Source organism: Aeromonas sp. 61P, from assembly GCF_051919545.1.
GTDB classification, from domain to species: domain Bacteria; phylum Pseudomonadota; class Gammaproteobacteria; order Enterobacterales; family Aeromonadaceae; genus Aeromonas; species Aeromonas veronii.
The window spans coordinates 3,682,468-3,708,838 of sequence record NZ_JBQBEL010000001.1; the positions used below are offsets into that span (position 1 = coordinate 3,682,468).

Here is a 26,371-nt window from a genome sequence, read left to right on the forward strand (position 1 = left end):
CCCATTCAAGGCTGACCTTGAGTTTGTTATAGAAAAATGGCGAAAAGAGAAGTGACTGGTATAAAAAAGGCCCCTATCGGGGCCATTTAATTCAAGGCAATGGGAAGGCGGGATGAACAAATCCCTGGTAACCATCGATATGCAACTTGGAAAGCAGTTCCACTTGATGTTGATCTTCGACTCGGGTTGCAATAGTCGTCACACCGGCATTGTGCGCAGCGCGACACACTGCAGCCAGGAATGAGGTGTCAGCCCCCGGCTCCATGACCTGACTGGTATAACCGTGATCAACCTTGACATAAGCCGGCGACAACTCCTCCAGATAGCCCAGAGACTGGAAGTGACGACCATAGTGGTCAACCCCCCACTGAAAACCATGAGCTTGCAAGGTGCAAACCAACGCAGCCACGTTGTCTTTATGTTTCATGATGGCAGCTTCAGGTATTTCAAATAACAACCGCTCTTTGAGCTCTGCATGCTCGGTCAGATAGCGCGTCAGCCAGGTTAAAAATTCATCCGAACAGAGCGAGCCAGCAGTGATGTTGATCGCCAGTACCAGATCAGACTGTTTTTGCAGTAATGGAACGCAAGCATCAAGCACCGCCTGGTCAAACTCGCCACCCAATTTGAACTGTTCAATCGCGGGCAAGAACTGACCGGCAAAATAATCAGTGCCATCCCGAGAGATAGAAGCAAATAGTTCGGCATGCAACCTTGCTCCATTATCAAACCGGCAAGCTGGTTGTGCTTTGAAGCGCCAAAGTTGTCGTGAAATGGCATCTTGTACCAGATCTCGCCAGGCCAAACGCCCCATCAAACCTTGCTCGGTCCCCCCTTCCATCACCACAGCACCACGGCGTTCATTGCGCGCCTTGCCAAGCGCATTATCGGCTTTGGTCAACAAGGCAGAGAGATCATCATTGCCATCACGACCAGCAATACCGATGACGGAGAGCGCATCCCCTTCGCCCATTGGATTCACCACCAGATCGGCAATGCGGCTATTAATCACTTCAGCCAGCTCTTTTAACTGAGTGAGATCGTCAGTTGGACAGAGCAGCGCATATTCCGTCGCGGAGATCCGTGCCAAGGCTGCGCCATCCCACCCTTTTAATTGCTCTTTCAAAGCCTGAGCTATCGATTTGACCATGTTGTCGCGGGCAGCAAAGCCTTCATCGCGATAGATATCATCCAGCATGTCGACCGCAACCAGCATGACGCCACCTTGGCCAGCCTCCGCGATCCATGCGTTTACCTGACCCACAAAATAAGCTCGGTTGCCAAGCCCCGACACGGCATCGACATAAACCCGCTCACGCAATTTCTCGGCCTCATCGGCTTGCTCTTTAAACTGCAACGCCAATTTGCTTGAGAGCGTGTTGATCGCCTGAACGACCTGCTTCAATTCATGGGTTTTAGGCTCCGGGATTGTATGACCGAAATGGTGCAGCTCAATCTCGACGGCTTGATCACAGATCTGTTTGAGTGGCTTGAGCAAGTAGTTGAGTGCTCTCATCAACAAAATTGTGGTGATCAAAAAGCCGACCAGAAACCAGCTCGCCAGCTCGCTCATCCCCCACCACAACTCGTAATAAGCCTGGCCGGGGTGACCCACTACTTTTAATTTTCCAAGCTGCAACCAGCCAGACGTCAGAATTGACTCGTTGGATACCTCAGGAAACAGTCCCAAATTTACAAACCACCGCGGTACCCCCTGAATATTGTTGGTATTTTCCTGCTCGATGACATCCTTTGATGCCAGCAGATCAAGGCGAACCAGTCGATAATAGCCACCATCAAAAATGGCCTGGATCACCGACTCGGCACCGACCTTGTCACCGTTTTCCAGATAGGGGGTGAGCGCAAGCCCCAGCGAGGTTGCCGTATTGATGACCGTTGTTTCCTGTTGCTGCGCCAGATAAGTGCGGGTTGAATTGAATTGCACCCAGTATGTGGCCGCAAATAACAATCCAAACAGCAGCAGCATGGTGGCTAATAACTGTCGATAGAGCGTCATAGGTTAATCATCCAAATTCACCACTGGCCGAGCCAATCGCCCCGAGGTCATGCGATTGCGTAAATCATTCCATAATCCCAAGCGGGATGATTGACCAGCCAGTTCCCCTTGGCCTCGTGCCTTCATCAACCACAAGTGACTACCGTTAAAACTGTAAATAGGCACCAGATCACGCCGCTGTGTGGCTGGGCGAATCGAGCCTATCAAATTATCCAAAATAACCGGAACGGACGAGGGTGTCTCATAATATGCCACCACCATGTGAAACTGGTTGTAATCAAGAGCCTTTACGTACACCATCCGCATTTTATCATCCGGGATCCCAAGCTCGAGCAGCGTAGAGTATTTAGCGATACTGAAATCTTCACAGTCTCCCCCGGCGGCTCCCAAAAATTCTAGCGGGGTTGCCCAATAATCCTTTTTGCGCCACAACTTGATATCGTCAATAAAACGCATCCGATTGAAAAAATTATTAACCCGCTCAAGCTTTTTTTCTTCGCTCAGGGCCCTGCCCTTCGTCTCCATGACCAACATACGCCAACTGGTTACACGCTTGCCGGCTCTGGCGCCATAGGTCTGCTCCGCCCGCTTGATCAAGTTGAGATCTTCCTGTGGCAGAGGCTGACTGGCACAGAGCAGAAGTGAGAAGGGTAACAGCAGGATCCATAAGGAGTGGCGCAGAGCGCGTAAGGATCTGTATCTCCATTCATTAAGAAGATAACACCATCGGCTACCGGTTCCGCGCTGGAGTGTCACATCATATTCCTGCTGCATTATTACTGCTGCACTCCTCAAAGCTCGTACAACAACCTGCGTTAGCCAAACATGGTGACTGCCAGCTGCAATCACCATGTTGGCGTTCATGATCCCTGCGGGATCATGAACAAACGGTTATTGCCTGGCCTGCCATTCAGCGGGTTGTTTGACGCTAAATGCATTGAGCAGACTGCCTGTCGCGTTGAGAATGCGATAGTCAGCCAGCAGTGCATCATACTCGGCAGTGATGTAGCTGCGACGCGCCTCGAACAATTCGTTCTCGGTGTTCAATACGTCCAGCAATGTCCGTTGACCCAAACCAAACTGCTTCTTGTATGCCTGTACGGTGTCATAGCTGGCGTCAACATGCTCTTTCAGGAAGGTCTTCTGCTTGGCCAGCGACTCTTTCGCGTTCCAGGCCAGACGAGTGCCTTCCTCCACCTGGCGGAACGCATTCAAATGAATGTCTTTCGCCTGAGAGTAGAGCGCCGATGTTGCATTGCTCTCTGCCACATCAGAACCGCCACGGAACAGGTTGTAACGCATCCGCACCATTGCGGTCAGATCATCGTTGCGCCCTTTGACCGCATCGATATCCTCATTCCAGTTCTGATCGACCTCGAATGTTACATTGGGGTAGAAACCGGATTTGGCACCTTCATGCTGATACTTGGCCGCTTCGATATCCTGCAGGGAAGAGAGCAGGGTCGGATGGACTTCGGTCGCTGTTTTCAGCGCACTATCGAGGCTGGTCGGGATAAGCTCGGTATTGGGAACCGGCTGTACCAGATCTTTGGGTACCTCGTTCACGACACGAATAAATTCACTCTCTGCGTCGCGATAGTTGTTTTCAGCAGCGGCCTGATTTGAATAGGCCCGGGCAACACGACCTTCAATCTGGGTCTGATCCGCAGTAGAGCCAAGACCTGAATCAGTCCGCTTGCTGATGTCGCTGCGGATCTGCTCGTGGGTTTCCAAGTTCTGTTTGGAGAGTTCCAGGATCTCCTGCTGGCGCAGCATATTGAGGTAGACCTCAGCTACTCGCAGCGCGGTATTTTCAGCTTCGGAGATCATCGCCAGACGCTGGGCATTGGCTTCAGCTTCGGTTCTGGAGACGTTGTTGCTGACATCAAAGCCATCAAACAACATTTGTCGCAGACTGAGTCCAGCCTCTTTGCGAGTCAACGAATCATCACTGTTTGGGTTAATTCTTGTCGAAGGACTGTCCGTTTTCTCGTAACCTACGCCGCCACGCAGATCGATCGTAGGATAATAGCCACCCTTGGCTCCATCATGCTGATAGAGTCGTGCCTGATACAGATCAAACGCTTCCTTTATCTTGGGATGCGTAGCAAGTGTCTGTGCCACCGACTCTTCCAGAGTCTGGGCCTGACCCAAACTCGGGATCAGGATGCAGCCACTGACCAGCATGGCAACAATCGTTTTTTTCATGTTATCTCCAGTCATGTTTTGTTTTTAGATTGTTGGCTTATCGTTCTCTCAGTGCCGACTGCTTTGCCCGTAAAATCGGCTTAAGCAAATAGTCTAGGACACTTTTTTTACCAGTAATGATATCAGCACTGGCTAACATACCGGGGATGATGGGAAGTGCGTTAAGCTCATCGCCCAAGTAACTCTTCTCTGTTCGAACCCGAACCAGATAAAAGGAGTTCCCCTCCTCATCCTGGATCGAATCCGCACTTATCTGTTCAACCTTGCCATGCAATCCTCCATAGATTGTAAAGTCGTAGGCAGTAATTTTGACAATGGCATCCAGCCCCGGTCGCAGGAAGGCGATATCTTTCGGTGACACCTTGGCTTCTACCAGCAAGGTATCCTCCAACGGCACAATCTCCATCAAATCCATGCCGGGCTGAACCACGCCGCCCAGGGTGTTGATCTTGAGTTTCTTGATGGTGCCCTTGAGCGGAGCAATCACGCTGGTCCGGTCAACCCTGTCTCGCAAGCCAACCTGCCCTTCTGACAACTGGCCAAGCCGCCCCTGTTTCTCATTCAGTTCAGTCTGGGAGTCTGCTCTGAACTTCAGCGCAATATCATTACGCTTGGAGATGGTCTCACGCAGTACCGAATTGAGTTTTGGGATCAGCAGACGGTTGCTCTCCAGCTCCCCCTGCATCTCGTTGACCTGCCGCTCAAGCTTGATTAGCTCCACTTGAGGCACTATACCCTCTTTCGCCAACGGACGGCTAATATTCAGTTCCTGTCTGGCCAAATCCACACTGCGATTCACGGTGCGGATCTTGGCATTCAGTTCAATCAGCTCCTGCTCTTTCTGTTCGATTTGCTGACCAAGAATATAGAGCTGGTTCTTCAGGTTATTGAGGCGATCCCGCTGTACAGAGCGCTCACGGTGTGCGTATTCGGCAAAGACAGTTTCATAACCATCGGGAAACTGGATTGGCGCTTCACCTACCACGACCTGTTCACGCCACCCCAGTGCCGGGTCGTTTTTCACCTCGACGCTGGCCATCTCGGCACGCAGACGGGCCACATCCCCCTTGAGGGTGACTACCTCTTGCTCCCGTTCTCTAAAGTCGGAGCGGAAACGGGTGTCATCAATGCGCAGCAGCGGCTGCCCCTTTTCGACGATATCCCCCTCTTTGACGAAGATCTCTTTGACGATCCCCCCTTCCAGGTTCTGGATCACCTGCAGCTGACGGGATGGAATAACTTTGCCCTGACCCACGGTGACTTCATCCAGTTCGGCCCAGGCAGCCCAGACGATGGCACTCATGAAAAAGAGGAAACAGCACCATAGCAGGATACGAGCTCCCGTCGGCGTGGTCAGCAGCACAGCTGCCGCGCCGTCATCGACAAACTCCAGATGCTCGGGTGCCGGCAATACCTCGCCGGAAGGCGTCTTTTTGCTGCGCTTGAACCAGTCCATGAGCCCCTTAACCATGGGACACCTCCTGCACGCGCACTTTCCCTTCCTTCAACTGCTGTAACACCACCTCTTTGGGGCCATCAGCAACGATCTGCCCCTGCTCGATGACGATCACTCGCGATGCCACATCCAGCATCGAGGTTTTGTGAGTAATGAGGATCAATGTGGTTTCCGGGCCCAGTCTGGCGAGCTCTTGCTTAACCTGCATCTCGGACTGGTTGTCCATGTTGGAGGTCGGCTCATCCATCACCAGAATGGGGGGATCATTGAGCAGGGCGCGTGCCAGCAGGATCGACTGACGCTGGCCACCGGAGAGCTGACGGCCACCCTCGCCTATCTGCCGATCCAGCCCATTGGGATCCCGGTTGGTAAAGTTGGTGACACCCGCCCGCTTGGCGGCGCGCAATACTCTCACGTCATCCACCAGCGGATTACCCAGCATGATGTTGTCCCGCACCGATCCGAAAAAGAGAATGACATCTTGCGGAACACAGCCGATATTGCGACGGATCACCGCAGGCGGCAGTTGATCAAGTTCAAAACCGTCGATACGTACCGAGCCATCGGTCGGTCGATACAACCCCATCAACAGCTTCTCCAGGGTCGTTTTACCCGCCCCAATCCGGCCGATAATCGCCACCTTTTCGCCCGGCTGAATGCGCAAATTGATATTGTGCAGAGTGCTGGTTTCCATTCCCGGATATTTGAAGGAGACATTTTCAAATTCAATGCGACCGGCAATCACCGGATGATGGATATATTGCTTGCCCTCCTCCTGCTCACCCGGGGTTTGCATGATTTTTTCCAGAATATCCAGTGCTGACTTGGCCTGGTTATAACGGGTCGACAACACGGAAAGTTGTACCATGGGCGCAATGGCGCGGCTGGAGAGCATCACGGCGGCAATCATGCCCCCCATAGTGACCAAGCCTTCGGAGATCTGGTAAACACCGACGATCACCAGACCGACCGTCACCACCTGCTGGATATAACTGGCCAACGAGGACATGGAGTTGGTAATGCGGCGCGTCTGTACACCCCAGGTGGAAATATGGGAGACGGCCTGTTCCCAGCGATGCTGGAACATGCTCTCGGCGCCGAAAATCTTGACGGTTTCCAGCCCGGAAATACTTTCAATCAGGTTGGCGTTCTTCTGGGACGCAAGGCGTGACCCCTCTTCGATGGACTGCTTGAGGGGCTCCTGAATATAGAAGCTGTAGGCGATGAGGATCAGCATGGCGACGATGGGAACCACCACCATTACGCCTGCAAACATCCAGATAATAAAAAGGAAGAAGACGGCAAAAGGGAGATCGATAAGAGTAGAAACCGTTGCGGAGGTGAAAAACTCCCGCACCGATTCAAATTCCTGCAGATGTTTGGCGAACGCGCCAGTGGAAGCGGGACGAGACTCCATCCTCATGCCCATCACCTTGGCGAAAATCTTGGCAGACAGCAGCACATCAGACTTTTTACCGGCAATGTCGATAAAGTAACTACGCAACTGCCGCATCACAAAATCGAAGGTAAAGACCACCATGGCCCCGACCGCCAGCACCCAGAGCGAATCAAACGCCAGATTGGGCACAATCTTGTCATAAACGTTCATGGTAAAGAGCGGACTGGCGATGGCAAACAGGTTGATCAGAATGGAGGCGATCAGCACATCGCGATAGATGCCGCGGGATTCGAACAAGGTGCTCCAGAACCAGTGTCCATCACGGGTTTCAAGCACCTTGGGCGAGCGTTCGTCAAACTTGAACTGCTTCTTTACATAGAAGAGGCGCCCCAAATACTCATCACCCAACTGGGCTGCGGTCAGCCATTGCGCGGCATCACCAGCCTGCGGGAAAATCACTTTCCCCTGGCTGCGATCTTCGTTCCACTCCAGCAAAATGCAGGCGCCACCACTGCGCATCTGCAATACGCAAGGCAGCAGCAAGGGAGAAATATCAGCCAGTGGCTGGATCACTTCACGGGCGGATAACCCGCCCCGCTCGGCAGCACGGCAAAAGAGTGCGGTTGTCAGGCGTCCGGAGACCAGTGGCAACCCGGTCGTCAGGGCATCCTGACTGTTGGGTACACCATAAAAACGGGTCAAGAAGACCAGACACTCCAATAACTCATCAATACGACTTGTTTCTGCTTGCATAGCATCCTGTCACTGCATAAATGAGGTAGATAAGAGCGTTCATCGCTCATATTTCCCTGCTATAGCCACGCTAAAACCGAGTAGCCTTCCCGCTGATGAGACTGATCAGGGGATAAACCTGTCCAGATAGATCGCGACACTCATCCCCAATTTCCCGGCACAGCAGCAATGGCGGCATGATTCGTTATTGGTAAAAATAATCGACTCATCAACACCATGCTAACACTGCAACCAGGGTGAATGTCGGAGTTAATTGATAATGACATTTATTATGGCGCACCACTATATCAACCGGCACGTACCAAAACTATAGTTTAGGGTATGAAGTTTTTTATATAACCCTATGTTTTACGTGAAAATAATAATCTGGTGCTCAATTATAGGTCAGGAAGTATGAAGGGTCTGCCCAACGCGTGACCTTGCGGGCCGTTCAATGAGAGTGCTTTGGCAATATCCGCCATGGCCGTCCAGCGATTTTCACACCAGGCTGGCGCCAACAGGGTTGGACGGCGCGCGGAGGCCGAAATCCGGTGATACACCACCTCGGGCGGCGTGTGCTGGATCATGGCAACGGCCGCCTCCACATACTGCTCCAGCGTCAATACCTCAAGCCGCCCCGCATGCCACGCTTTGCCAAGAGTACTACCCTCTACCACATGAAGCGGATGCAGCTTGATCCCCTCCACGCCGGTCTCAACGATGCGATGCAGGGTATCGAGGCTGTCCATCGGCACTTCGCCCGGCAGGCCGACGATCAGATGAGCACATACCTTGATGCCGCGCTGATGGGCACGTCTTACCGCATCCTCATAGGCGGCATAACCGTGGCCGCGGTTGATCCGTTGCAGGGTCTTGTCATTGGCACTTTGCAGCCCGAGCTCCAGCCACACCTCGTAACCCCGGGCCTGATAGCCCGCCAACAGATCCAGCACCGCATCCGGCACGCAATCGGGGCGAGTGCCCACACAGAGCCCCACCATATCGCTCACTGACAGCGCCTCTTCATACATCCGCTGCAGATATTCGACCTCGGCATAGGTACTGGTATAGGCCTGAAAGTAGGCAAGATAGCGCTTGGCACGGGTGACTTCGTCCCGGCGAGCCAGCAGTTGTTGTACCACGGAGAGTTGTTGGGCCGACTCGTCGGCAAAAGAGGATACGTTGCAGAAGGTGCAGCCACCACGGCCCAGGGTGCCGTCACGGTTCGGGCAGGTGAAGGCCCCGTGGATGGAGAGTTTGTGGATCTTCTGACCATGACGCTGCTTGAGATCCTGACCGAATGTATTGACGAGTTCGTGTAACTGCATGACACCTCCGCTAAAGGAGCGCCATTGTACGAGCTTGCGCAAAACAGGGGCTGAGCTGGATCAAGCTAGCAGAGAGGGTAAAACATATAAATACCCGACCAATTTTGAATAAATATAGAGAAAAAGCGCAAAAAAAGGATTTTTACAGTTCTTTGACGATTTAAACAGTAAACATCCATATGAAAATGAGACCTGATAACCCACTGTTGAACAATGAAAAATCCAAAGAGACCCGACAGCACACAATTGCAAGCATGGGATATTGAAAATGTGATCACTTCCGCTCTCGGTAGCATAGGGTTGGTAAAATTACTACATTCGCCCATCGTCGCCGAGCACACCATTGAGCCCGTCAATGGCGATATATTTAACCAACAAAATCAAACTACACAGAATAAACACTCCATAACTGCGAGCTAACCCCCCTAACCCGACATTTTGTTATGCGAATGTAACCATGAAGACAAACCTGACCTGCGATTGACCTCGCCAGAAAATCCCATTAGTTTGGAGATTCGCCACGTCAGGCAGACGGAACCACAAGAGCCAATCGCAATTTATGCAGTCAGGTGATGACTATGCGATACAAGGCCGAGCAAGGGAGAAATGCAATGTCACTATATGATCCAAAGCTGGAGAGGGATAACTGTGGCTTCGGCCTGTTGGCCCACATGGAAGGGGAAGCCAGCCACAAGCTTGTTCGTCTCGCGATGTCAGCATTGGCTCGCATGCAGCACCGCGGCGGGATCTCCGCCGATGGCAAGACCGGCGATGGTTGCGGTCTGCTGCTGCAAAAACCCGACAGCTTCTTCAGAGCTGTCGCCGAGGAGAAGGGATGGCACCTTGGCCGCAACTATGCGGTCGGCATGCTGTTTCTCAACCCTGACCCCGTATTGGCCCAGCAGACCCGCGACATCATCGACGAAGAGCTGGAAAAAGAGACCCTGAGTCTGGTCGGCTGGCGCAAGGTGCCCGTCGATACCAACGTACTGGGTACCATCGCCAAAGCCTCCCTGCCCAGCATTGAACAGGTCTTTGTCAACGCCCCGCCCGGCTGGGTCGACAAGGATCTCGAGCGCCGCCTCTATATCGTGCGTCGCCGCATCGAAAAGCGCGTCAACGACGACTACTTCTATGTGGTCAGCCTCTCCAACCTGGTCACCGTCTATAAAGGGCTGTGCATGCCGGTGGACTTGCCGCGCTTCTATCTGGATCTCGCCGACATCCGTATGCAGGCGGCCATCTGCGTCTTCCACCAGCGTTTCTCCACCAACACCAGCCCGCGCTGGCCGCTGGCCCAGCCGTTCCGCTATCTGGCCCACAACGGCGAGATCAACACCATCGCCGGCAACCGCCAGTGGGCCAAAGCGCGCAGCTACAAATTTGCGACGCCGCTGATCCCCGATTTGCAGGAAGCGGCCCCCTTCGTCAACACCACGGGGTCGGATTCCTCCAGTCTCGACAACATGCTGGATCTCTTCCTCGCCGGTGGCATGGACCTGTTCCGCGCCATGCGCCTGTTGATCCCGCCAGCATGGCAAAAGCACCCGAACATGGATGACGACCTGCGCGCCTTCTACGACTTCAACTCCATGCACATGGAGCCGTGGGATGGCCCCGCCGGTATCGTCATGACCGATGGTCGCTACGCCACCTGCGCACTTGATCGCAACGGTCTGCGTCCGGCCCGCTACGTATCACCAAGGACAAGTTCATCACCCTCGCCTCCGAAGTTGGCACCTGGGACTACACCCCGGACGAAGTGCTGGAGAAGGGCCGGGTCGGCCCGGGCGAGCTGTTCGTGGTGGATACCAGCAACGGCAAGGTGTGGACCAGCTTCGAGATCGATGACGATCTCAAAAACCGCCACACCTACAAGCAGTGGATGGATAAACATTGCCGCCGACTGGTCCCCTTCGAGCAGATGGACGATAGCCAGACCGGTAGCCGCGAGTTCTCCGACGACCAGCTGAAAACCTATCAGAAGCTGTTTGGCTACTCCTTCGAAGAGCTGGATCAGATCATCCGGGTACTGGGTGAGAACGGTCAGGAAGCGGTCGGCTCCATGGGGGATGACACCCCGATGGCGGTGCTCTCCTCCGGCCCGCGCACCCTTTATGACTACTTCCGCCAGATGTTTGCCCAGGTGACCAACCCGCCCATCGACCCGCTGCGGGAAAACCACGTGATGTCGCTGGCCACCTGTATCGGTCGCGAGCAGAACGTCTTCAACGAGACCTTCGGCCACGCCCACCGGGTGCTGTTCCAGTCGCCGATCCTGCTCTACTCCGACTTCCACCAACTGCTGGCACTGGAAGGTGAGTACTACCGTCATCAGGTGATCAGCCTCAACTTCAAGCCCGAAGAGGGGCTGGAAACGGCCATAGTGCGCATTTGCGACGAGGCCAAAACTGCCGCCAGGAGCGGCACCGTGCTGCTGGTGCTGTCGGATCGCGATATCAGCGCCGATACCCTGCCGATCCCGGCCGCCATGGCGGTGGGTGCAGTGCAGCGCACCCTGGTGGACAACAACCTGCGCTGCGACGCCAACATTCTGGTGGAGACCGCAAGCTGCCGTGACCCGCACCACTTCTCGGTGCTGCTGGGCTTTGGCGCGACCGCAATCTACCCCTATCTCGCCTACGAAACCCTGGCCAAACAGGTTGAAGAGGGCGTGCTCACCATGTCCCTGCGCCAGGCCATGGTCAACTATCGCAACGGCATCAACAAGGGGCTCTACAAGGTGATGTCCAAGATGGGCATCAGCACGGTCGCCAGCTACCGCTGCTCCCAGCTGTTCGAAGCGGTGGGCCTAGCCAAGTCGGTGGTCGATACCTGCTTCCGCGGCGTATCGAGCCGTATTCAGGGTGCCGATTTTGCCGATATCCAGCAGGATCAGCACAATCTGGCCCGTCAGGCCTGGCTGGCCCGCAAGTCCCTCCCCCACGGCGGCCTGCTCAAGTTCGTCCACGGCGGCGAGTACCACACCTACAACCCGGATGTGGTGCAGACCCTGCAAGCGGCGGTGCGCTCCGGCAACTATGCCGATTACAAGGAATACGCCCGTCTGGTGAACGAGCGTCCGGTTGCCACCCTGCGCGATCTGCTGGCCCTGAAGAAGGTCGACAATCCGGTCGCACTGGATCAGGTTGAGCCGGCCGACAAGCTGTTCCCCCGCTTTGACTCCGCCGCCATGTCCATCGGTGCCCTCGGCCCAGAGGCCCACGAGGCGCTGGCTGTTGCCATGAACCGCCTCGGTGGTCAGAGCAACTCCGGCGAAGGTGGCGAAGATCCCAAGCGTTTCGGTACCGAGAAGAACTCCCGCATCAAGCAGGTCGCTTCCGGTCGCTTTGGCGTCACCCCCCACTACCTGATGAACGCCGATGTAGTGCAGATCAAGGTGGCGCAGGGTGCCAAGCCCGGCGAGGGTGGCCAACTGCCAGGTGACAAGGTCACCGCCCAGATCGCCCAGCTGCGCTATTCCGTGCCCGGCGTGACCCTGATCTCGCCGCCGCCGCACCATGATATCTACTCCATCGAGGATCTGGCCCAGCTCATCTTCGACATCAAGCAGATCAACCCGAGCTGTCTGGTGTCGGTGAAACTGGTCTCCGAGCCCGGAGTGGGCACCATCGCCTGCGGCGTGGCCAAGGCCTATGCCGACTTCATCACCATCTCAGGTTATGACGGCGGCACTGGCGCGAGCCCTCTCACCTCGGTCAAATATGCCGGCTCCCCGTGGGAACTGGGTCTGGCTGAAACCCAGCAGGCGCTGGTCGCCAACGGTCTGCGCCACAAGGTGCGGCTGCAGGTGGATGGCGGTCTCAAAACTGGCCTCGACATTATCAAGGCGGCCATCCTCGGCGCCGAGAGCTTCGGCTTTGGCACCGGCCCCATGGTGGCGCTCGGTTGCAAATACCTGCGTATTTGCCACCTGAACAACTGCGCCACCGGCGTTGCCACTCAGGATGAGAAGCTGCGTCGCGAGCACTTCACCGGCCTGCCGGAGATGGTGATGAACTACTTCAAGTTCATCGCCGAAGAGACCCGCGAGCTGATGGCTCAGCTCGGCGTCACCCAGCTGACCGACCTGATTGGCCGCACCGATCTGCTGGAAGCCCTGCCCGGCCTCACCGCTCGTCAGGCCAAGCTGGATCTCTCTGGCATTCTGGCCCGTCCGGTAGCACCGGCAGGCTCCAGCCTGTTCAGCCAGCAGCACAACCCCACCTTCGACAAGGGGCCGCTCAACCTGAAAATGGTGGAGGATCTGCTGGAAGCGGTGGAAACCTCAAGCGGCGGCGAGTTCCGCTACGACATTCGCAACACCGACCGCTCGGTGGGTGCTCGCCTCTCGGGCGAGATCGTCAAACGTCACGGCAATCAGGGAATGGCGGCGGATCCGGTCAAGGTGCACTTCAACGGCACCGCAGGCCAGAGCTTCGGCGTCTGGAACGCGGGTGGCCTTGAGATGATCCTCACCGGTGACGCCAACGACTACGTGGGCAAGGGGATGACCGGCGGCAAGCTGGTGATCAAGCCCCATGTCGGTGTGGCGTTCAAATCCCATGAAGCGGCCATCATCGGCAACACCTGCCTCTACGGCGCCACCGGCGGCAAGCTCTACGCTGCAGGCACTGCCGGCGAGCGTTTCGCGGTGCGCAATTCCGGCGCCCTGGCGGTAGTCGAGGGGATTGGCGACAACGGTTGTGAATATATGACCGGCGGCATCGTCACCGTGCTCGGCCAGACTGGCGTCAACTTCGCGGCGGGTATGACCGGCGGCTTTGCCTACGTGCTCGACGAGTGCGGCAACTTCGCCAAGCGCACCAACCCCGAGCTGGTGGAACTGCTGGACGTGGCGGATCTCGCCATCCATCAGGAGCACCTGCGCGGCATCATCACGGCGCACCTCAATGAGACCGGCAGCTCGCGCGCCGAGGAGATCCTGGCCAACTTCGACTCCTATGTGCCCAAGTTCAGGCTGATCAAACCCAAGTCCAGCGACGTGAAATCGCTGCTGGGTCACACCAGCCGTTCCAGTGCAGAACTCAGAATCCAGGCGCAATAAGGAGGGAACCCTATGAGCCAGAACGTATTTCAGTTTATCGATGTGCAGCGGGTTGACCCGCCCAAGAAGCCGCTCAAGATCCGCAAAATCCAGTTTGTGGAGATCTACGAGTCCTTCAATCAGCCGCAGGTACAGATGCAGGCGGATCGCTGCCTCGAGTGCGGCAACCCCTACTGCGAATGGAAGTGTCCGGTCCACAACTACATCCCCAACTGGCTGAAGCTGGCCAAAGAGGGGCGCATTCTGGAGGCGGTGGAGCTCTCCCACCAGACAAACAGCCTGCCGGAAGTATGCGGTCGGGTCTGCCCGCAGGATCGCCTCTGTGAGGGCTCCTGCACCCTCAATGATCGCTTCGGCGCAGTGACCATCGGCAACATCGAAAAATACATCACCGACAAGGCGTTCGAGATGGGCTGGAAGCCCGATCTCTCGAACGTGGTCAAGACCGGCAAGCGGGTCGCCGTCATCGGCGCCGGCCCAGCGGGTCTCGCCTGCGCCGATGTGCTGGCACGCAATGGCGTTACCCCGGTGGTGTTTGACAAATATCCGGAGATCGGTGGCCTGCTCACCTTCGGCATCCCCTCCTTCAAGCTGGAAAAAGAGGTGATGCAGCGTCGCCGCGAGATCTTCCAGGGGATGGGCGTGGAGTTTCGTCTCGAGACCGAGGTGGGCAAGGACATCACTTTCGCCGACCTGCTCGGCGAGTTCGATGCGGTCTTCCTCGGGGTCGGTACCTACAAGTACATGAAGGGCGGCTTTGCCAACGAAGAGGCGCCGGGCGTCTATGACGCCCTGCCCTACCTCATCGCCAACGCCAACCGGCTGCTGGGCTTTGAGAAGGCGCAAGCCGACTATATCGACTTCGCTGGCAAGCAGGTGGTGGTGCTGGGCGGTGGTGATACTGCCATGGACTGCGTGCGTACCGCCATCCGTCAGGGGGCTGACAAGGTTATCTGCGCCTATCGCCGCGACGAGGAGAACATGCCGGGCTCCAAGCGGGAGGTGAAAAACGCCCGCGAGGAGGGGGTTGAATTCATGTTCAACCTGCAACCGGTGGCGGTCGAGCTGGATGCCAACGGTCGCACCGTCGGCATCAAGGTGGTGAGCACCGAGCTGGGTGAACCCGATGCCAATGGCCGCCGCAATCCGGTGGTCATCGAGGGCTCAGAGCAGGTGTTGGCCGCCGATGCGGTGGTGATGGCGTTTGGCTTCCAGCCCAACCCCCAGCCCTGGATGGCGGAGTTCGGCATCGAGCTCGACAACCGGGATCGCATCAAGGCCCGCGAGCAGGCGGAATACGCCTTCCAGACCAGCAATCCCAAGGTGTTCGCCGGTGGCGACGCGGTACGCGGCTCCGATCTGGTGGTGACCGCCATCTACGAAGGGCGCAAAGCGGCCGAAGGGATCATGGACTATCTGGCGGTCTGATCCGACCTGCCAAGGCCCTGATGCGCTTTCACAATCAGCCCCGCCAATGCGGGGCTGATTTTTTGCAGCTATCCACCTCCTACAAACGCACCACCAGCCACTCCCCCTTGCCGACCGGCACCAGCGAGGTGGCAAAGGCCGGATCCTGCCCGACCTCGTTCATCCACTCCACCATCTCGCTGCGATGGGAGATGGCGTTATCGACCACCAGCAGGCCACGGGGTGCCAGCAGGCGGCGGAGCTGCGGCCACCATGCCCGGTAGTGCTGACGATCCGAATCAAGGAAGATGAGCTGATAGCCGGCTTGCGGCAAGGTCGGTAACAGCTCACCCGCATCCCCTGCCAGCAAGGTTATCCAGGGGACCAGCCCTGCCCTCTGAAAGTTGTCATGGGCCTGCACGCGCTTATCCTCATCCAGCTCAATGGTGGTCACGTGCCCCTCCAACCGACGCACCGCTTCTGCCAGCCAAAGCGTGGAGTAACCATTGGAGGTGCCAATCTCCAGCACCGCCTGCGCCCCACGGGTCTGCACCATCACTGACAGCAACTCCCCCGTGTCGCGGGTGATATTGAGCAGCTTGCGGTGTCGAGCCTGCTGCATGCTGTCATTGCGCTCGCCAAGCTGCTCCAGCTGGCGTTTTAACTGTTCCAGTTCCATCGATATCCCTTTCGTCCTTGCCCAAAACCGTTAGCCCACACCTCCAAGCTTGGCATTTGGGAGTCAAATGATTGCTTTCAACCGCCATTCACACCACAAAGGATGAGAAAAGGACAACCATTTGAGGCAGAATTTGTGACGTCTATCTGTTACACTTCGCGCCCGCCATTTTCCGGCTCACTCTCTGACTTGATGTCAGGCGCAGCCGTCGGTGGTTACAACCTCCGTCTCGCTCATGCCGAGCTAACCAAGCCAAACACAGCCCAGCTGGAACACAGGAACCCATTATGAGATTTGAATCGTTCGATTTTGCCCCCGAGATTTTGCGTGCTGTCTCAGATTGCGGTTATCAGGAGATGACCCCTGTGCAGCAACAGGCGATCCCGGCCATTCGCCGTGGCCGCGATGTGCTGGCCAGCGCCCAGACCGGTACCGGCAAGACCGCCGCCTTCGCCCTGCCCATCTTGCAGCGTCTGGTAGACAATCCGGCGCCGGTCCAGCCTTCCAACGCCCGTGTGCTGATCCTGACCCCGACCCGCGAGCTGGCGGCTCAGGTGGCGAGCAACATCAATGACTTCGCCAAGTATCTCGATATCACCACCATCACCATCGTCGGCGGTGGCAAGCAGGACGTGCAGGCCAAGAAGCTCAAAGCGGGCGCTCACATCATTGTGGCCACCCCGGGCCGTCTGCTGGAGCACCTCACCGCCTGCAACCTCAGCCTCTCCGGCGTCGAGTGTCTGGTGATGGATGAAGCGGATCGCATCCTCGACATGGGCTTCAGTGCCGATGTGCAGAAGATCCTGCAAGCGGTCAACAAGACCCGTCAAAACCTGCTCTTCTCCGCCACCTTCTCCGATGCGGTGAAGAAGCTGGCCAACCTGATGCTGGATCGCCCGCAGATCGTCAGCGTCAACAAGCAGAACTCCACCGCCGACACCGTCAGCCACACCGTCTATCCGGTCGAGCAGAAGCGCAAGCGCGAGCTGCTCTCAGAGCTGATTGGCAAGCAGAACTGGCAGCAGGTGCTGGTGTTCGCCAGTACCCGCGAGAGCTGTGATGTGCTGGTCGAGGAGCTGAACCTCGACGGCATCAAGTCCGCCGTGGTCCATGGCGAGAAGGCCCAGGGCAACCGTCGCCGCGCCCTGCGCGAATTCATGGAAGGCAAGGTACGGGTACTGGTCGCCACCGAAGTGGCCGCCCGTGGTCTGGACATTCCGGATCTGGAATACGTGGTCAACTATGATCTGCCGTTCCTGGCGGAAGATTACGTGCACCGCATCGGCCGTACCGGTCGTGCCGGCAAGCGCGGCATGGCCATCTCCTTCGTCAGCCGTGAAGAGGAGCGTACCCTGCTGGAGATCGAGGCCCTGATCGGCCAGAAGATCCGCCGCATCATGGTGCCGGGCTATGAGGTGAGCAGCCGTGACGAGCTGATCAAGCAGTTGCAGGAGCGTCGCCGCTTCGGTAAGCGCCCGCAACGTGAAGATAACGCCGTGGCCCAGGTGATGGCCGAAGCCAAGCTGCAGGGTCAGCGCCTCAAGCGTCTGGCCGCCGCCAAGAAGCCCCGTCAGCCGAAATAAGGCGGGCAGTTGCTCTATTGAACCGCAAAGGCGCCACTGGCGCCTTTGCCATCTCTGTCATCGGTGTTGACCTGTGGTGGTCAACTCAAGGATTGCTTATGACCTCTCCAACCTACAATCAGGCCCTGCTCGAGATGGCCACCCAGAGCCTGGCCGAACTGGCCCGCACCGCCGAGCAAAAGGCGGGCAAGCGCACTCCGGCGCAAGAGAGCCACTTTCTCTGCACCTGGATGGCCGACTCCCTCAAGGAGAAGCGCTTCTCCCGTCTGGTGATGGAAGATTTGAAAGCTTGGGTGCAGCTTGGCCGCACCCTGGGCGCGGGTGCCGATCTCAAGGGGCTACTAGAGCGCATCGCCTTCCAATACCAATGCGCCATGACCAATCCGCAGCAATTGGGGGCCAAGCTGGCAGCCCTGCTGGAGGAGCTGGCAACGGCAGGCTGGCTGGTGCTGACCGAAAGCGAGGTAAACGCCAAGCTGCGCCTGCAATCGGGCGGTCAGGCCAGTCTGGTGGTAAGCCACAGCGAATATGAAGGCCATATCGAGGACGGTGAGCTTGTCAAACCCCTCACCCTCTATGTGCGCGGTGACGAGAAGGTGCTGGCCGAGGCGGCCTTCAAGCACGGCCTGCTGCTGAGCCAGGGCAACAAGAAGACCACCCTGGTCAAGCACCACAAGGCCTACCGGCTGATGCCGGACAACGCCCAACCGGCGCTGGCACTGCTGAGCGAGGCTCGCCAAGGCGCCTGATCCCGCCTGTTTTCAGCAATAAAAACGGCAGACCCTTGCGCAGGATCTGCCGTTTTTTATTGTTCGATCTTTGGTGATGAGGTTGGGTAGTCGTTTAGCGGATCTTGATGCCAATCTGGCCCGCGTCACACCACTCGAACATCACCTCTTCGCTCTTGCCACAGCAACTGCCACCACAGACGCGACTCTCGCGCTTGATGACCCGACCCTTGCGCATCCAGACGCCGAGCATGGCCTCCACCGCATCTTCCGAGGTGTGGAAGTGGCGAGCCAGATCGCGCCGGCTCACCTTCTGCTGCGCGGCGAGGTAATCCCCCAGCTCGCGCAGGATCATAAGGTCACCACCTTGCGGGCGACGATGTCACCGTGACGGCGACCGGCCCACCAGAGCAGTCCCAGAGAGAGGCCGTAGCTGACGATCCAGAACAGGCTCTGCTCCGGATGAGTGGCAAAGGTCGCGACCTGATAAAAGAGGGTGGCGCACATAAAGGCCATGTAGTTGCACCATACCGCCGTCATTAGCGCCCACTGACGACCGGTTTCCCGCACCAGCGCGCCCATGGCGGCGGCGCAAGGCATGTAGAGCAGCACGAACAAGAGGTAGGCAAAGGCACCGGCCGCCCCGTCGAAGTGGGTCTGCATGTTGCCGTAGGTGGAGACATCCACCTCCTGCGCCTCGGCGGCAGCTTTCTGGTCGTCGAGGTTGCCAACGTCAAGCCCCATGGGGTCGCTTGGGTTGATCTCCGCCAGATTGGCCGCCACGGCATCGATCGCTTCGTGGAAACTGGCCACCAGCGAGAACTCGCTCTCCTCCTCTGCATCGCCACCACCGGCGTAGAGGCTGTTGAGGGTCCCGACCACCGCCTCTTTGGCGAAGATACCGGTGACGATACCGACTGTGGCCTGCCAGTTGTCATCGCGTACACCTATGGGGTGCAGCACCGGGGTCACCGCCTGGCTTATCTTGCTCAGGACCGAGCTCTCCTGCTCCTGATGGCCAAAGCTGCCATCGGTACCCAGGGAATTGAGCACGCTCAGCACGGCAACCACCAGCACGATGGTTTTACCGGCGCCAAAGACGAAGGATTTGAGCTTCTGCCAAGTCTTGATGGCAACGTTGACCGGCCGCGGCCACTCGTAATCCGGCATCTCCATCAGCATGGAGTCGCTCTTGCCCGGCAGCAGGGTGCTGCGCAGCAACAGGCCGGTGAGCACCGCCACCACAATACCGATGAGGTAGAGACCGAACACCAGGTTCTGGCCTGATTCAGGGAAGAAAGCCACCGCAAACAGGGCGTAAACCGGCAGACGGGCACCGCACGACATGAAGGGGGCCATGGCGGAGGTCATCAGCCGCTCCCGCTCGGAGTTGAGGGTACGGGTCGCCATCACCGAGGGGACGGTACAACCAAAGCCCATCAGCATCGGTACGAACGCCTTGCCTGGCAGGCCGAGGCGGCGCATCAGGGCATCCACCACGAAGGCGGCGCGGGCCAGATAGCCTGAACTCTCCAGCACCGCGAGGAAGAGATAGAGGCAGCCAATCACCGGAATAAAGGTGGCGACGGTCTGCAAGCCGACACCAAAGCCATCAGCCAGAATGGCGCCCAGCCATTCGGGGGCATTGACCAGCCCCAGCAGGTGGTGCACCCCATCGACAAACAGGGCGCCGCCCATGATGTCGAAGAAGTCGATAAAGGCGCTGCCGACGTTGATGGCAAACAGGAACATCAGGTACATGACAAACAGGAAGAAGGGGATGCCAATCCAGCGATTGAGCAGCACCCGATCCAGCCACTCGCTCTGGGCCTCGGTGAGCTTGCCCTTCTGCTGACGAGCCTGTTGTACCCACTGGTGGATATGGCCGTAGCGAATATCCGCCAGCTGCAGGTCGATATCCTGTCCCTGATGGGCGCGAGCCACTACATTGGCGGCGGCCGCCTGCTGACCGGGCAGCAGGGTCTCCTGCATCACCGCATCCTCTTCCAGCAGGCGCAGGGCGCGGCCACGGGTAGTGAGGTGATGCGGGGCGAGCAGGGTCTCCAACTCCGCCAGATCGGTTTCAAGCGCGTGGCCGTAATCGAGCTGCAAGGCGGCTTGCGGCTGACCGATAAACTGCCGGATTTGCTGTTTGAAGGCGGCAACCTGCTTGCTGTTGTGGGCAGAGAGGGCCACCACCGGGCAACCGAGGGATTTGCCGAGCTTGCTCTCGTCGATGACGATGCGGCGCTTTTGCAGGATATCCAGCTTGTTGAGCACCACCACCATAGGCAGGCCCAGTTCGCGCAGTTGCAGCGTGAGGTAGAGGGAGCGCTCCAGATTGGCGGCGTCGATGACGTTGAGCAGCAGGTCGGGTTGTTGGCCTTGGGCAAAGCGGCTGGCGATCTGCTCGTCCAAGCTGCCATCCTGACTGGCCAGGCTATAGATGCCGGGCAGATCCATCAGCTTGAAGTGATGCTCACCCGCGCTGAACTCACCCATCTTCTTGTCGACGGTGACACCACTCCAGTTGCCTACCTGCTGGCGGGCGCCGGTCAGGGCGTTAAACAGGGAGGTCTTGCCGCTATTGGGGTTACCTACCGTTACCAGGGAATAATTCATACCAGCTCTACCTCTATTTTCTTCTGAACCCGCCGCGTGCGTGTGGCAAACCGCTTTGCAGGTTCGACTTCTTGTCTCTGAACCGCTCCCGGTGACTTTCTTGACCGGAGCGGCAGCCGAGCAGCGGGTTATACCGGCTCGACTTCTATTTGCTGGGCCAGACTCTTTTGCATGGAGAGACAGATCCCCTGGCACTGGATCTGGAGCGGGTCCCCCAGGGGGGCGGAGCGCAGATAGATGACTTCAGTCTGGGGCAACAGGCCCATCACCATCAGTTTGCGGCGCAGCGGCCGGGCGAGCTGATTCATATTCTTGATGCGAGCACTCTGTCCCGGTGACAACTGCGTGAGTACCATGACTGACTCCTGAAGTTAAACAATAATAATTCGCTTTTACTTGGGGCATTATAAGCTGTGTCTTCAACTTTTATTTGAGTAAAATCAAACTCCGCTTAGCTAACCCATAAAGTATTGCCATGAGTCACGACAACAACAGCCACCTCGTTTACAGCACAGATGGCGGCATGATCAAGGAGCAGAGCGCTCCCCAATCCGCCTCCCCCTTCCCCACCGACGGCACCGTGCGCATTCGCCGCGAGACCAAGGGGCGCAAGGGTGCCGGGGTGATCACCATTCATGGCGTACCCGCCGAACAGCAAAAATCCCTGGCCACCCTGCTCAAGAAAAAGTGCGGCACCGGAGGCGGTATCAAGGAGGGAGTGATCGAGATCCAGGGGGATAAACGGGACCTGATCAAAGCCGAGCTGGAGAAAGCCGGTTTCAGCGTCAAGCTGGTGGGTGGCTGATCCCCTTGTCATTCATGCGGTTTTTCCCTAGAATGCCCGCTCCCATCGAGGGGGAGTAGTCTCGCACGCCGGTGCCATCCATTGCATGAATACCGGTTTGCGACCCTGATCAACATACTTGGTGCCAAATCACCATGGTCAGGGTGATCCATGCCAGCCATGGATTTGACAAGACCTTTGACGGGCCAGTGCCAATACCGGGGACGGATGGCGCAGGCTTGTCTTTGGTTTATAACAATTCCGTCCCCCGGTCATTTTTATGGAAGCTTTGTTAACCTCAACCCTCAGCGTCGCTATTGCCGAAATCGGCGATAAAACCCAGCTGTTGGCGTTGCTGCTCATCTGCCGTTTTCGCAAGCCCTGGCCCATCATCGCCGGCATGCTGGCGGCTACCTTGCTCAACCATGCGGGCGCTGCCTGGATTGGCGAGTTCATCAGCCGCTGGCTCGATCCCAAGATAATGACCTGGCTGGTCGCCATCGCCTTTATCGCCATGGCTATCTGGATTTTGGTGCCGGACAAGATGGATGACGAGGAGAGCCCGCTCGATAAATACGGCCCCTTTATGGCCACCTTCGTGCTCTTCTTTATTGCCGAGATTGGCGACAAGACCCAGATTGCCACCGTGCTGCTGGCCGCCAAGTATGACTCGCTGGTGCAGGTCATTACCGGTACCACCCTCGGCATGATGCTGGCCAACGTGCCTGTGGTGCTGATCGGCAAGCTGGGGGCAGACAAGCTGCCGCTCAAGGGGATCCGCATCGCCTGCGCCATCCTCTTCGTCGGCCTCGGGGTGAGCACCCTGATCTTTGCCTGATCGCCTTTTCCGCTGCTCAAGCCCTCCCCTGTGGAGGGCTTTTTTGTTTGCTGCTGTGTCTATTGCGTAATCCGCTGTCGCAACCACCAGCCGTAGAGCCAAGGGGCAGTGCACGGTTGCGGGTGCCTCATGCCATAATGGGGCAAACCTCGTGGAGTCCCCCCATGCACAACGTATCAAGAGAGACACTTCTCGAATGGGTCAAACAGGGACGGCTGGCGCCAGAGAAGCTGGCGGACGCCCTGACCCTCGCCGATCTTCCCCCCCATCCGGCGCGCTGGCAGTGGCTGTTTGACCGGCTGCTGCTGTGGCTCGGCGCCATCTGTATCGGGGCTGGCCTCATCTTCTTCGTCGCCTTCAACTGGCAGGAGCTGGGCCGGGTCTCCCGCCTCGCCCTGCTGGAGGCGCCGCTGCTCGCCATGCTGCTTCTGCTGTGGCGCAAACCGCTGGGGGATACCCCCCGTCAGGCGCTGCTGCTCGCCATCGCCCTCAATATCGGCGCCCTGCTGGCGCTGGTGGGTCAGACCTACCAGACCGGCGCCGATCCCTGGCAGCTGTTCGCCACCTGGGCGCTGATGCTGGTTCCACTGGCGGTATTTGGCCAAAGTCCCCTGCTCTGGACCTTAAGCTGGCTGCTCGGCCAGCTGGCGCTGGTGCTCTACTGGCGGCTCGGTTTGTTCACGCTCTTCTTTACCTTCGATGAAGAGGGATTGGGCTGGTGCCTTACCCTGCTCAACGCCGCCCTCTGGGGTCTGCTTCTGCTGGCACCTGCCAGCTGGCGCCTGATGCCAAGCTGGCTGGCGGGCCTGGCTGCCGGTCTGGGGGCCACCCTGCTCACCCTGCTGGCGCTGTTTGATGCCGCCTCCCCGCTGGTGTGGCCACTCTGGCTTGGCTGGCTCGCTGCGGCCTATGCCCTTTGGCATCACAGATTTATCGCCGGGCTCGCCATGGGGTGCCTCAGTCTGATTGCCGTCATCCTCGCGGCACTGGGCAAGTGGATGGAGCCCGACATCAACGGCTTCTTGCTGCTGAGCCTGATTGCCATCGGCCTTTCTGTCACCGCCGCCCGCTGGCTGCAACAACAACGGAGGTCTCATGAGTGATCTGACCCTTTGGCAAGCGCTGCAACAGGCCAATCTGGTGGAAGGGGATCAGCCCCGTGATACCCACCCCCACTGGTCGAGCCGCTTTCTGCTCGGGCTGGTGGGCTGGATTGCCGCCCTGTTCCTGCTCTTTTTCCTGTTTCTCACCTTCGAGCAGCTGACCCGCGAGGCCAACAGCGCCCTGCTGCTCGGGGCCGTTCTGCTGGCGGGGGCCTACGCCCTCAATCGCAGCCAAAGCGGCGATCTCTGGGATCAGTTCGTGCTGGCACTCACCCTGGCGGCCGATGCCTGGCTGCTCTATGGCCTGCTCGATCAGCTGGACCTTCATCACGCCCTGCTCTGGTTTGGGTTGTGCCTGCTCTCCCTTGCCATCGCCGTGCTGTTCGATCACTGGCTGGTGCGGCTGTTTCACAGCGTGGCGGCGGCCCTGCTGCTCACCCTTGGCCTCGCTTGCCTCGGGCTGCAACTGCTGGCCCTGCCGCTGGTGATGGCGGCCATCACCTTCTGCTGGCTGCGGGCAGATAGGGATCCAGAGCGTCACCAGCTCTACCACTCCATCACGCTGGGGCTCGCCCTCTCCCTGCTGGTGCTGGGCCGTCTGCACCAACCGCTGTGGGATGGCGGCAGCAGCGTGCTGGACGAACTGGGGCTTTCCCGCCTGCCGCTCTGGCTCAATCCCCTGATCTGCGCCGCCCTGCTGCTGGCGGTGATGGTGAAACTCAAGCTCCCCCTGCTGTTTGGCCTGCCGCTGGTGCTGATCAGCGCCATCATCCCCGGCATGGGGGCAGGCGCACTGGTGCTGATCCTCGGGTTTTATGCCGGCAGTTTAGGGCTGATGACCCTCTCGGCCCTGCTGCTGCTCGGTTATGGCTCGCTCTATTACTACGACCTGGGGCTCACCCTGATGACCAAATCCTGGCTGCTGCTTGGCTCCGGCATCCTGCTGCTGGTGGCCCGCCAGTTGCTCACCACCTTTGCGGCAAGGAGCGACTCATGAAACCTGTGACCCGACAGCTCGCCCTGTTACTGAGCGGCCTCGCCATCCTGGCGGGCATCAATGCCACCGTCTGGCGCTATGAGCACGCCATGAGCAGCGGCGAAGTGGTGCTGCTGCGACTCGCTCCGGTCGATCCCCGCTCCCTGATGCAGGGGGATTACATGCGGCTGAACTACGAGATTGCCCGCGAGCTGACCAGCCGCGACGCCCGTGCGACTCAAAACAAGGGCAGCGACACCCTGGTGATCCGCCTCGATGCCCATCAGGTGGCCAGTCTGGTGGCCGATGGCAAACCGGATCGACTCGCCAGCGATGAGCGGCTATTGCAGGTGCACCAGAGCGAGCGGCAGTGGCAGATCGGCCCCGATGCCTACTTCTTTGAAGAGGGCACGGGGGAACAGTACGAAGCGGCCCGCTACGGCGAGTTCCGGCTGCAAGCAGATGGCAAGACCCTGCTGGTGGGGCTGCGGGATAAGGCCTACCAGCCCATCGGGCAGATCCGCGCCCGCTGGTAACGGCAGTGAGTGGCTATTTACTCTGTTCATGGTCACACTCAAGGGAAGGTTGATCGCTAAGGATGTTCCCAATGAGGATATGGCTGATCTGTCATCTGTTGCTGCTCTGCTGGGCCTCGACGGCCCGGGCTGATCTGGGCAAGCTCGAGTACCTCACCGAAGAGTACCCCCCCTACAACTTCAGCGATCCGCAAGGCCAGCCCACCGGCCTTGCGGTCGATCTGCTGCAGATGATCTGGCAACACAGCGGCGTGACACCCCAGCCGGTGCGCATCCTGCCCTGGGCGCGGGGTTATTACTTGCTAACCCAGAAGCCCAACGTGGTGCTCTTCTCCACCGCCCGCACCCAGGCGCGGGAGGATCTCTTCAAGTGGGTCTGCCCCATCGGCTACTCGGAGTACATACTGCTGGGCCGCAAAGCGCAGAACATCACCCTGACCGCCTTCGAACAGATGAGCCAGTACAAGATCAGCGCCGTGCGCTCGGACGCCGCCGAGCAGCTGCTGCTCAACAACGGCATGGATGACAACAACATCATCCCGGCCAACCGCCTGTCGCAGGGGTTGAAGATGTTGCTCTCCGGCCGCGCCGACCTGCTGGCCACCAGCAAGCTGGCGGGATATGACGCCATTCGCGAACTGAAGCTGAACAGCGACGACTTCAACGTGGCCATGGTGCTGAGCGCCGAGCAGCTCTGCTACGCCTTCAGCCGTCAGGTGCCCGACAGCGAGATCACCCTCTTTCAGCAGGGCCTGACCCGCGCCCTCGCCTCGGAGGAGTTTCGAAAATTGCAGGCCAAATACCTGCCGGTGCGCTGAGCACTCACTCACCCGATGGGCAGCAGTTCGCTGCCCATTTTATTGATGAAAGATGCAATAGAGGTGGCTAGCTATTCCCGCCGCAAGCA

At 58.1% G+C, this 26,371-nt stretch carries 19 protein-coding genes and 1 pseudogene; 10 read left to right on the top strand and 10 right to left on the bottom strand.

Features of this window, described 5'->3' with window-relative positions; translation table 11 throughout:
* Nucleotides 1–91 precede the first annotated feature (91 nt).
* The 6 genes from ACTG2O_RS17260 to ACTG2O_RS17285 all read right to left on the bottom strand — a co-directional run bounded on the left by ACTG2O_RS17260 (nucleotide 92) and on the right by ACTG2O_RS17285 (nucleotide 9,140).
* A complete protein-coding gene (locus ACTG2O_RS17260; RefSeq protein WP_019445100.1) occupies nucleotides 92–2,017 on the bottom strand; it encodes an EAL domain-containing protein in 1,926 nt (641 codons plus the stop codon).
* A 3-nt stretch (nucleotides 2,018–2,020) separates the two neighbouring features.
* Nucleotides 2,021–2,773: a transglutaminase-like cysteine peptidase gene (locus ACTG2O_RS17265; protein ID WP_005350994.1), complete on the bottom strand. Its 753-nt coding sequence runs from the start codon at nucleotides 2,771–2,773 to the stop codon at nucleotides 2,021–2,023.
* Between the two features lie 135 nt (nucleotides 2,774–2,908).
* On the bottom strand, nucleotides 2,909–4,225 hold the full coding sequence (locus tag ACTG2O_RS17270; protein WP_019445098.1) for a TolC family outer membrane protein: 1,317 nt from the start codon (nucleotides 4,223–4,225) through the stop codon (nucleotides 2,909–2,911).
* 37 nt (nucleotides 4,226–4,262) lie between these two features.
* The gene (locus ACTG2O_RS17275) at nucleotides 4,263–5,696 is read right to left on the bottom strand and encodes an HlyD family type I secretion periplasmic adaptor subunit (protein ID WP_005350982.1); all 1,434 of its coding nucleotides are present in this window, start codon (nucleotides 5,694–5,696) and stop codon (nucleotides 4,263–4,265) included.
* Entirely contained in the window at nucleotides 5,689–7,833 is a 2,145-nt protein-coding gene (locus ACTG2O_RS17280; protein WP_005350980.1) for a type I secretion system permease/ATPase, read from the bottom strand. The genes ACTG2O_RS17275 and ACTG2O_RS17280 overlap by 8 nt, the downstream gene beginning before the upstream one ends.
* 377 nt (nucleotides 7,834–8,210) lie before the next feature.
* On the bottom strand, nucleotides 8,211–9,140 hold the full coding sequence (locus tag ACTG2O_RS17285) for a TIGR01212 family radical SAM protein (protein ID WP_043819331.1): 930 nt from the start codon (nucleotides 9,138–9,140) through the stop codon (nucleotides 8,211–8,213).
* A 611-nt stretch (nucleotides 9,141–9,751) separates the two neighbouring features.
* Between ACTG2O_RS17285 and gltB the strand changes: the two are divergent.
* Both gltB and ACTG2O_RS17295 read left to right on the top strand, forming a co-directional pair.
* Nucleotides 9,752–14,208, top strand: a pseudogene (gene gltB, locus ACTG2O_RS17290) (glutamate synthase large subunit).
* Between the two features lie 12 nt (nucleotides 14,209–14,220).
* Nucleotides 14,221–15,636 carry an FAD-dependent oxidoreductase gene (locus ACTG2O_RS17295; RefSeq protein WP_042056188.1) on the top strand — a complete coding sequence of 472 codons (1,416 nt, stop codon included), beginning with the start codon at nucleotides 14,221–14,223 and terminating at the stop codon, nucleotides 15,634–15,636.
* A gap of 79 nt (nucleotides 15,637–15,715) precedes the next feature.
* Here ACTG2O_RS17295 and ACTG2O_RS17300 read toward each other — a convergent pair whose 3' ends face one another.
* A complete protein-coding gene (locus ACTG2O_RS17300; protein WP_236285397.1) occupies nucleotides 15,716–16,294 on the bottom strand; it encodes an O-methyltransferase in 579 nt (192 codons plus the stop codon).
* 287 nt (nucleotides 16,295–16,581) lie between these two features.
* Here ACTG2O_RS17300 and ACTG2O_RS17305 point away from each other — a divergent pair, with 287 nt between their 5' ends.
* Both ACTG2O_RS17305 and ACTG2O_RS17310 read left to right on the top strand, forming a co-directional pair.
* Nucleotides 16,582–17,877, top strand: a complete 1,296-nt coding sequence (locus tag ACTG2O_RS17305; protein ID WP_005337380.1) for a DEAD/DEAH box helicase — start codon at nucleotides 16,582–16,584, stop codon at nucleotides 17,875–17,877.
* Nucleotides 17,878–17,975: 98 nt separating this feature from the next.
* Nucleotides 17,976–18,626 (top strand): DUF2913 family protein, encoded by a 651-nt coding sequence (locus tag ACTG2O_RS17310; protein WP_019445093.1) that lies wholly within the window; start codon nucleotides 17,976–17,978, stop codon nucleotides 18,624–18,626.
* Nucleotides 18,627–18,720: 94 nt separating this feature from the next.
* On the opposite strand, the gene ACTG2O_RS17315 is transcribed toward ACTG2O_RS17310, so the two are convergent.
* The 3 genes from ACTG2O_RS17315 to ACTG2O_RS17325 all read right to left on the bottom strand — a co-directional run bounded on the left by ACTG2O_RS17315 (nucleotide 18,721) and on the right by ACTG2O_RS17325 (nucleotide 21,583).
* Entirely contained in the window at nucleotides 18,721–18,960 is a 240-nt protein-coding gene (locus ACTG2O_RS17315) for a FeoC-like transcriptional regulator (RefSeq protein ID WP_005350974.1), read from the bottom strand.
* Nucleotides 18,957–21,227, bottom strand: a complete 2,271-nt coding sequence (gene feoB / locus ACTG2O_RS17320; RefSeq protein WP_439976388.1) for a Fe(2+) transporter permease subunit FeoB — start codon at nucleotides 21,225–21,227, stop codon at nucleotides 18,957–18,959. Before feoB ends, ACTG2O_RS17315 begins: the two co-directional genes overlap by 4 nt.
* A gap of 128 nt (nucleotides 21,228–21,355) precedes the next feature.
* Nucleotides 21,356–21,583 carry a FeoA family protein gene (locus tag ACTG2O_RS17325; RefSeq protein ID WP_005337384.1) on the bottom strand — a complete coding sequence of 76 codons (228 nt, stop codon included), beginning with the start codon at nucleotides 21,581–21,583 and terminating at the stop codon, nucleotides 21,356–21,358.
* Nucleotides 21,584–21,702: 119 nt separating this feature from the next.
* Between ACTG2O_RS17325 and ACTG2O_RS17330 the strand changes: the two genes are divergently transcribed.
* From ACTG2O_RS17330 to ACTG2O_RS17355, 6 genes are all read left to right on the top strand, one after another.
* Nucleotides 21,703–22,032, top strand: a complete 330-nt coding sequence (locus tag ACTG2O_RS17330; RefSeq protein WP_439976389.1) for a translation initiation factor — start codon at nucleotides 21,703–21,705, stop codon at nucleotides 22,030–22,032.
* Between the two features lie 259 nt (nucleotides 22,033–22,291).
* The gene (locus tag ACTG2O_RS17335; RefSeq protein ID WP_005346773.1) at nucleotides 22,292–22,849 is read left to right on the top strand and encodes a TMEM165/GDT1 family protein; all 558 of its coding nucleotides are present in this window, start codon (nucleotides 22,292–22,294) and stop codon (nucleotides 22,847–22,849) included.
* Nucleotides 22,850–23,013: 164 nt separating this feature from the next.
* Complete coding sequence (locus tag ACTG2O_RS17340) at nucleotides 23,014–23,952, top strand: DUF2157 domain-containing protein (RefSeq protein WP_439976390.1); 939 nt, start codon at nucleotides 23,014–23,016, stop codon at nucleotides 23,950–23,952.
* Complete coding sequence (locus ACTG2O_RS17345) at nucleotides 23,945–24,949, top strand: DUF4401 domain-containing protein (RefSeq protein ID WP_439976391.1); 1,005 nt, start codon at nucleotides 23,945–23,947, stop codon at nucleotides 24,947–24,949. Before ACTG2O_RS17340 ends, ACTG2O_RS17345 begins: the two co-directional genes overlap by 8 nt.
* Nucleotides 24,946–25,464 (top strand): GDYXXLXY domain-containing protein, encoded by a 519-nt coding sequence (locus ACTG2O_RS17350; RefSeq protein WP_439976392.1) that lies wholly within the window; start codon nucleotides 24,946–24,948, stop codon nucleotides 25,462–25,464. The genes ACTG2O_RS17345 and ACTG2O_RS17350 overlap by 4 nt, the downstream gene beginning before the upstream one ends.
* Nucleotides 25,465–25,535: 71 nt before the next feature.
* On the top strand, nucleotides 25,536–26,282 hold the full coding sequence (locus ACTG2O_RS17355) for a substrate-binding periplasmic protein (RefSeq protein ID WP_219264705.1): 747 nt from the start codon (nucleotides 25,536–25,538) through the stop codon (nucleotides 26,280–26,282).
* The last annotated feature ends 89 nt before the right edge of the window (nucleotides 26,283–26,371 follow it).